Source organism: Streptomyces hilarionis, assembly GCF_024539675.1.
Taxonomy (GTDB): Bacteria; Actinomycetota; Actinomycetes; order Streptomycetales; family Streptomycetaceae; genus Streptomyces; species Streptomyces hilarionis.
The window spans coordinates 25,579-33,528 of the sequence record NZ_JAHHIT010000105.1; the positions used below are offsets into that span (position 1 = coordinate 25,579).

A 7,950-nucleotide genomic window follows, 5' to 3' on the forward strand; every position below is an offset into this window, starting at 1 on the left:
CTCTCCCGTCCTACGCCCCCCGGGCGCCTCGCGCCAGCCGGGCGGTCGCCTCGCGAGCGCCCCTCACGAGCCGTCCTGGGCGCACCCCACCTCGTCGCCCCGGACGACCCCGAAGCCGCCCTGTTCGGCGTCCGCCGCCCGTACCCGGCGCACCTGCCGGAAGTCCGCGCCCGCGATCACCTTCAGGGTCGGCCCGAGCCCGGGCACGGCCCGCAGCTCGCTGCCCGGCAGGGCGGCGGCGAGGGACTTCGCCGAGCGGTCCCAGCGGGGGTCGTAGGCGACGACCGTGCGCCGGGTGGCGGGCCCGGCCGCGGCGACCGGCTGCCGGGTCGCGCGAAAGCCGGCCGCCGCCAGCGCCGCGTCGACCCGCCGTCCGAGCCCCGGTGTGCGGGTGCCGTTCTCGACCTGCACCCGGATCCGCTGCGGCGCCACCGGGACCCGCACGACCCGGGCGCCGATCGCCCGGGTCGTCGCCGCGAGGGGCTCGTCGTCGCGCAGGGACGCGAACAGGCGCGCGGACTTCGCCGGGTCCCACTTCAGCGTCGAGCCGATGCCCTTCACCAGGTATCCCATCCGGCCGATGGGCACGGTGACGAACTCCGAGGAGGCGGGGGAGAAGGTGCGCATCGCCCGGCCGAGGTCGAGCAGCTCGTCGGCGCCGAAGCCCCGGTCCGCCCGCACCGAGCCGAGCACCGCCCGGGTCACGTCCCGGAACCGCAGCGGGTTCAGCAGCACCCCGGAGGAGGTCGCCCGGTCCACGAGGGCCGCCAGGAAGCGCTGCTGGCGCTTCATCCTGCCCAGGTCCGACGAGGCGTCCGCGTGCCGGGAGCGCACGTACTGGAGCGCCTCGCCGCCCTGGAGGGTGTGCCGGCCGGGTGCGAGGTCCAGGCCCGTGTAGGCGTCCTTCAGGGGCAGCGGGGTGCAGATCGGCACGCCGCCGAGGACGTCCACCGTCTTCATGAAGCTGGCGAAGTCGACCTCCAGGTAGTGGTCGATCTTCACGTGCGTCATGCTCTCGACCGTGCGGACCGTGAGCTGCGGACCGCCCTCCGCGTAGGCCGCGTTGAGCCTGATCGGATGGCCGCCGTGCTCCTTCCCCGTCACCTGGTCGGTGTGCGGGGGCGTCAGGGCGTACGAGTCGCGCGGGAGGCTGACCACGCTGGCCCGCTCCCGGTCCTCCGAGATGTGCACGATCATGATCGTGTCGGTGCAGTGGCAGGGAGCCCCGCCCAGGCGGTACCGGCTGCGTTCCGCCGGCGTGATGCGGTCGCGGCCGTCGGTGCCGACCAGCAGGACGTTCATGCCGTGGCCGGCCCGCGGCCGGTTCTTCATGTCCTTGAAGGGGTCGACCCGCGCGATGCCCGCGTCGAGACTGCTGATCACCGAGTGGCCGATGCCGGCGGCCGCGAGGAGCACCACGGACAGCGTGGTCGCCGCCCGTACGGCCCAGCGGGGGCGCCTGCGTCGGGCGGGCGGACGGGGTACGGGGCGCCGCGGGTGGGGACGGCGCGGGAACCGGGACGGCGTGATGGGCATACGGGGCACCTCCGGGCTGCGGCCGTAGGGCGGTGGTAGCCGTTGGAACATAGGCCCATACGATCGGCGGACCGGTGCAGCGCACCCGGCGGGGCGGGCCGTGTCCCCCGTTCGCGGTAACGTGAGCCCCCTATGAACGCCAAGCCCGACGTGCAGCTCCCCGCAGTGTCCGTCATCATGCCCGTCCTCAACGAGGAGCGGCATCTGCGCGGAGCCGTCCAAGCGATCCTCGCGCAGGAGTACGCCGGCGAGATGGAGGTCGTGATCGCCATCGGTCCCTCGACGGACCGTACGGACGAGATCGCTGCCCAGCTCGTGGCCGAAGACCCGCGCGTGCACACGGTCCCCAATCCCACCGGGCGCACGCCCGCCGCGCTCAACGCCGCGATCAAGGCCTCGCGCCATCCGATCGTCGTCCGCGTCGACGGGCACGGCATGCTCTCGCCGAACTACATCGCCACCGCCGTGCGGCTCCTGGAGGAGACCGGCGCGCAGAACGTCGGCGGCATCATGCACGCCGAGGGCGAGAACGACTGGGAGCACGCGGTCGCCGCGGCCATGACCTCGAAGATCGGGGTGGGCAACGCCGCCTTCCACACCGGAGGGCAGGCCGGCCCGGCCGAGACCGTGTACCTCGGCGTCTTCCGCCGCGAGGCGCTGGAGCGACAGGGCGGCTACAACGAGGAGTTCATCCGCGCCCAGGACTGGGAGCTGAACTTCCGGATCAGGGAGGCCGGCGGGCTGATCTGGTTCTCGCCGGAGCTGAGGGTGTCCTACCGGCCGCGGCCCAGCGTCAGGGCGCTCGCCAAGCAGTACAAGGACTACGGCCGTTGGCGGCACGTCGTCGCCCGCTACCACGAGGGGTCCATCAACCTGCGCTATCTCGCGCCGCCGACCGCGGTGTGCGCGATCGCGGCCGGGATCGTGGTGGGCGCGGCGCTCACCCCGCTGGGTTTCGTGATCCCCGGCGGCTACCTCGCGGCGATAGCGGCGGGCTCGCTGCCGGCCGGCAGCGGGCTGCCGGCGAAGGCCCGCCTACAGATCCCCGTCGCCCTCGCCACCATGCACATGTCGTGGGGCTTCGGCTTCCTGACCAGCCCGAAGGCGCTGGCCAGGAAGGTCATCGCGTCGCGGCGGCCCCCGGTGCTCAGCGACGCGCGCTGAGCACCGAGCGAGCCCGCCCGGCCCGGACTACCAGGTGTAGTCCGGGTCGACGTGCATGCACTGACCCGTGTCGGAGGCGTTGATCGCCCCGGCCGTGTCGGGTGTCTTGTCGTTCTTCACCGGCGCCTTGTACGTCGTCCCCGAACGCCAGTCCGCGCCCACGACGACCGTGACGCCGGAGACGTCGGTGGACTTCTTGACCTGGCCCGCCGGGACGCCGAGGGCCTTGGCGACCGCCAGGGCGTCGCCCTGGAGGTCGGCGCTCGGGTAGCTGACCACCGTCTTCGCCACGGCGGTGGCCGCCGAGGTGTCCGCGACGGCCTGGGTGAAGCCCTTGGCGGCCAGCGCCTGCTTCACCGCGGTGGCCCGGCCGCGGACCGCGCCCTGCGTGTTCGTGGACGTGCCGTTGTGCACCTGCACCGCGATCCTGTCGCTCGCGGCGGCCGGGTCGGCGACCGCCGTCGGCGAGGGCGCGGCGGTGGCCTTGCGGGCGTCCTTGCCGTCCAGCGCGATGTCCTCGCGCACCAGCCGGAACAGCTGTCCGGCGTCGTCCGTCGGCACCACCCGCTCGCCCTGGTAGCGGTTGGGCATCGTCGTCATCGTGATGCGGTCGGTGGGCACCTTCTGAAGCTCGCCCGCCAGGTCGTACATCTTGCCGATGGTGTTCAGGCCGTCGTCGACCGTGATCGCCTTGGTGGCCGCCTCGGCGAGCTTGCGCAGCTTGTTCGGGTTGGTCAGCTTGGCGCTGGCGCGCAGCTCGCGGACCATCGAGTTCATGTACATGTGCTGCGCCTTGGCGCGGGCGAGGTCGGTGTCGTCCTCGAAGCCGTACCGGGTGCGCAGCCACTGCAACGCCTGCTCGCCCTTGACGGGGTGCGTGCCCTTCTCCAGCTTCAGGCCGGAGCCCTTGCCGGTGCTGGTGTGCGAGTGGACGTTGGCGTCCACGCAGACCGGGACGCCGCCGATCGCGTCCGCCATCGACACGACGCCGGAGAAGTCGATCATCATGAAGTGGTCGATGTGGATGTCGGTGAGCTTCTCCCAGGTGGCCACCGTGCAGCCCGGGCCGCCCCGGCTGAGCGAGGCGTTGGTCATCTCGCCGCGCAGCGCCGGGTAGGTCTTGCCGGCGTCGGGATCGGTGCACTTGGGGATGTCCAGCAGCGTGTCACGCGGCATGCTCACCACCGACATGTTGCTGCGGTCCGCCGAGACGTGCAGCAGCATCTGGACGTCCGCGAGCGGGGGACCGCCGAAGTCGTACTTGGCGCCGCCCAGCTTCTGGTTGGCCGCGGTGTCGCGCGCGTCCGACCCGATCAGCAGGATGTTCAGCGCGGTCTGGCCGGCCGAGTTGGCCTTGGTGCCGGCCGCCCGGTCCTTGGCGTCGCCGATGTTCAGGTCGTCGTGCCTGATGTTCGCGTTGAGGTGCTCGTAGTAGAGGTATCCGGCCCCCGCGCCGCCGAGTATGACCACCGCCAGCACGGTCGCCGACCAGCGCAACGCGCGTCGACGTCGGCGTCTGCGGTCCGTCTCCCGCCCGCCGCGCCGCCCGCCGCCGTGTCTGTCGTCCCCCTCGGGCGCGGGCTGCTCGCCCTGCTCCCGCTCGGCCGAAGACGTCGTGTCCCCGGCCGCCGCGGACGTCGTGTCCCCGGCCGCTGAAACGTTCCCCCGCACCCCGCTGCTCCCCGCCATTCCCCTTGCCCCTCCCCGCCGTGCGCCTGACACGGGCCCGCCCCGCGTCCAGTCAGACGCACGACGGGCCCGAAGGGTTACCTACTTGGCGCACTGGACCTTGTCGGCCGTGGACTTCTGAACCGTGTCGGGCACCTTCGTCGCCGCGGTGAGCGGGACGCCCGCCCCCTTGAAGTCCTTGCCGAGCGTCAGCGTCATGGTCGGCAGACCCTGCGCGTTCCGCACGCTCCTGCCCGGCTTCAGCGCGGTGCCGGGCAGCCCCATGACCGCGGCCAGCTTGCGTGCCTGGGCGGCCTGGTCGGGCGCGTACTCGAGGGTGGTCTTCGCCAGCGACGCGGGTGCGTTGCCGGCGTTCTCGGACTTCGTCACGCCCTCGTCGTTCTGAAGCCAGTTGAGCGTCTCCTGTGCGCTGCCGGGGGGCGCTCCGCCGTTCATGACCTGCACCCGCACCTCGGAGGCCGCCGACTGGGCGCCCTTCAGACGGGCCGCGGCCGCCTTGGCCGCCGCGTCCTTGGACGCCGCCGCCTGCTGCTTCACCGCGGTGAAGGAGACGTCGTCGCGGATCATCTGGAAGACGGTGGGCGCCGAGGAGTTGTCGAGGACGACGGTGGCCTTGACCTTCTCGGCCGGGTTGTCGACGACCGGCACGGTGGTGAAGGTCAGGTTCTTGATGTCGAGCTTGCCCAGCTCCATCCCCAGGTCCTTCAGCTTGTTGATGCTGTCGAGCTTGGAGTCGACGGCCAGCGCCTTCGTGCCGGCCTCCGCCAGTTTGATCATCTTGGTGGGGCTGGTGAGCGTGTCGTTCGACTTCAGCTTGCGCATCAGCGCGCTGAGGAACTGCTGCTGGATCTGGATCCGGCTCAGGTCGCCGCCGAAGCCGACCGAGTGCCGGGTGCGCACGAAGGCGAGTGCCTGCTCGCCCTCGATGAGGTGGGTGCCCTTGGACAGCTTCAGATGGGAGTCGTCGTCGTCGATGTCCTTGGCCAGGCACACCTCCACCCCGCCCACCGCGGTGCTCAGCGTCTTCACCGCGTTGAAGTCGGCGACCATGAAGTTGTCCGCCTGGATCCCGGTCAGTTCGGTGACCGTGCGCACGGTGCACGACGGCGTGCGGCCGTCCTGCCCGAGGCTGGTGTTGAAGCGGACGCCGTCGGTGCCCTTGATGACCTTGGAGGTGCCGTCCTCCTGCTGGGTCTGGCAGTCCGGGACGTTCACGATCAGGTCGCGCGGGATGCTGAGCGCGGTGGCGTTCGTGCGGTCCTTGGAGACGTGCAGCAGGATCGTGGTGTCCGCGTGGCCGACGCTGCCGGAGTCGCCGTAGCCCTCGTTGCCGGAGCCGGTGCGCTTGTCGGTGCCGATCACCAGCAGGTTGATGGCCTTGTCCTTGCTGAACCCGCCGGTGCTCGCGCCGTCGTCGGAGACGGACGTGATGTTGTCGTTGAGGTGCTCGAGATACAGGTAGGCGGCGCCGGCCGTGCCCACGACCACGAAGGCCATGATCCCGCCGGTCCACACCAGGATCTTCTTCGCCCGCGACTTCTTCTTCACCGGCCGCCGGCCACGCCGGCTCGCCGGCTCCTCCGCCGGCGCGCTGCGGCGCCGGCGCGGGCCGGGCACGTCGGCGCCCGCCGCCGCCTTCCCGGGCGACGACGACGGCGCGTGCCGGTCCGGCTCGGCGGCGCGTGCGCGCGCCGGGCCCCCGTTCCCGCCGCCGGAGCCGCCGGAGGCGGATCTACGAGGTCCGGGCACCGGCGACTGCGCTGCGGAAGTGCTCAGTCGCAGTTCGTATTCACCGGTGTCCGGATTGAGCACCCATTGGTCTGCGGGGTCGATGTTGTCCGCCCGCCCACGGCCTTGCGCGTCCACGGTTGTCCGAATCCTCCGTCGGGGCCACGCGGCGCCTTTCCCCCTCAAGGCGCTCGGGTCTCGGTCACACGGTGCGCGACCCCAGGAAGGACCTCACGGCCGGGTGCACCGGATCGCTCACACTATCCGCCCAGTTCAGCGTCGAGCGACGGCCGTGACAAATTCCACGCCCCTACAAGCGGGCAATTCGCCCTATTTCTTTGAACTCCTGTTCGCCCCTGGGGCTCGGCTTGGCAAGCGCTTTACCCGCAGGCGTGCTCGGCGGCCGTGTTCCCGCGGAACGTGGGTGTGACCGGACCGGGCGAAATCGCCCCGGGCGCCGCGTCGTTCGCCGTCGGGGGCGGCGACGTTCCGTGACCGCCCGACTCCGAAGGGGTCGATGTCGTGCGAAGTTCCCGGACGACCGCCACCGGCCTGTCCGTGCGCAACCGCTCGAAGAGTCGCTGCGCCTCGGGCTCCACCAGTTGGTCGCGATTGGCGTCGTAGACGTACGACTCCCGCGGAACGGTCAGGAATTGCACATGTTCGGTGGGAATGTCCCGCAGGCCGCGCACGAGTTCATACAGACCGCGCAGACTCGCGAGCTCCGGATCGGTGGTCAGGGAGGACGTGGCCGCGTCCAGCACCGGATACAGCTTCACCGGATTCAGCAGGACGTCATTGCTCTGCACCTTGTTGACGAGCGCCCCCAGGAACCGCTGCTGCCGGTCCATCCGCCCGGTGTCGCTGCCGTTGCCCAGCGACTTGCGGGCGCGCACGTACCCGAGCGCCTGCTCCCCGTCGAGCGTGATCCGCCCGGCCGGCAGCCGCAGCCGGGCGGCCTCGTCGCTGATCGGCTCCGACAGGCAGACCTCCACCCCGTCCACCGCGTCGACCATGTCCTTGAACCCGCTGAAGTCGACGACGACATGGTGGTCGACCCGGATCCCGGTGAGCTTCTCCACCGTGCGGATCGTGCAGGCCGAACCCCCGGCCTGGAACGCGTAGTTGAACATCGCGAACATCGGCTCGGTGCGCGTCCCGTCCGGGCGCCTGCATCCCGGCACGTCCACCATCAGGTCGCGCGGCAGGGACACGGCGGTGGCGCTGCGCCGCCCCGCCGCCAGATGCAGCAGGATCGTCGTGTCGGACCGCTCGGTCCCCGAGTCGCGCCCGTAGGCGTCGTTGCCGTCCCCCGACCGCGAGTCCGACCCGATCAGCAGGACGTTCTGCGCGCCCTTCACCAACGACGTCGGCCGCTCCTTCGCGTACCGCGCGAGCTCCGCCGCGGCCGCCTCGTCGGGCGTGATGTTCCCGTCGAGCTTCAGGTAGAGCGCCCACCCGGCCGCCCCGGCCCCCAGGACGACCACCGCGACCGCCGCCGCCCCGTACCGCGCCCAGCGCCGCCGGCGCCGTCGCGCCAGCCCCCGCCCGTCGGCGGACGACCCCGCGCCCGGACCGAGGGGCCCGCCGCGCCGCGCGGAGTGCGTCACGTCCGATCCCCCTCCCGCTCGTCGTCCCGCCGCGCCCCGCCCCGGCGCACGAACGCGTGGAGCGCTCCCTGCGCGACGACGGCACGACGCTGTCCCTACGACGATGGCGCGAACGGGGACGAAGGGGTGCCCGGGGAGAGGCCGAACGGGTGAGCCCCCTCACCCTCGGCGCCCGCGCCCGGCCGGCGGACCCGGGGGGAAGAGGGGGCGCACCCGTTCGGCC

General features: G+C 72.0%; 5 protein-coding genes. 1 reads left to right on the forward strand and 4 read right to left on the reverse strand.

Annotated elements, in window-relative coordinates:
- Nucleotides 1–63 precede the first annotated feature (63 nt).
- Nucleotides 64–1,536 carry an LCP family protein gene (locus KMS84_RS24790; protein WP_256918658.1) on the reverse strand — a complete coding sequence of 491 codons (1,473 nt, stop codon included), beginning with the start codon at nt 1,534–1,536 and terminating at the stop codon, nt 64–66.
- A 132-nt stretch (nt 1,537–1,668) separates the two neighbouring features.
- On the opposite strand from KMS84_RS24790, the gene KMS84_RS24795 reads away from it, so the two are divergent.
- Nucleotides 1,669–2,700 carry a glycosyltransferase family 2 protein gene (locus KMS84_RS24795; protein ID WP_256918659.1) on the forward strand — a complete coding sequence of 344 codons (1,032 nt, stop codon included), beginning with the start codon at nt 1,669–1,671 and terminating at the stop codon, nt 2,698–2,700.
- A 27-nt stretch (nt 2,701–2,727) separates the two neighbouring features.
- Here KMS84_RS24795 and KMS84_RS24800 read toward each other — a convergent pair whose 3' ends face one another.
- From KMS84_RS24800 to KMS84_RS24810, 3 genes are all read right to left on the reverse strand, one after another.
- Entirely contained in the window at nt 2,728–4,389 is a 1,662-nt protein-coding gene (locus KMS84_RS24800) for an LCP family protein (RefSeq protein ID WP_256918660.1), read from the reverse strand.
- Nucleotides 4,390–4,470: 81 nt separating this feature from the next.
- Nucleotides 4,471–6,255: an LCP family protein gene (locus tag KMS84_RS24805; protein ID WP_256918661.1), complete on the reverse strand. Its 1,785-nt coding sequence runs from the start codon at nt 6,253–6,255 to the stop codon at nt 4,471–4,473.
- A gap of 242 nt (nt 6,256–6,497) precedes the next feature.
- Complete coding sequence (locus tag KMS84_RS24810) at nt 6,498–7,727, reverse strand: LCP family protein (protein WP_256918662.1); 1,230 nt, start codon at nt 7,725–7,727, stop codon at nt 6,498–6,500.
- Nucleotides 7,728–7,950 lie beyond the last annotated feature (223 nt).

What these genes read in the sequence shown, in the direction of transcription:
- KMS84_RS24795 (WP_256918659.1), top strand. Translation starts at nt 1,669, where the DNA reads ATGAACGCCAAGCCCGACGTGCAGCTCCCCGCAGTGTCCGTCATCATG.
- KMS84_RS24800 (WP_256918660.1), bottom strand. Translation starts at nt 4,389, where the DNA reads ATGGCGGGGAGCAGCGGGGTGCGGGGGAACGTTTCAGCGGCCGGGGAC.
- KMS84_RS24790 (WP_256918658.1), bottom strand. Translation starts at nt 1,536, where the DNA reads ATGCCCATCACGCCGTCCCGGTTCCCGCGCCGTCCCCACCCGCGGCGC.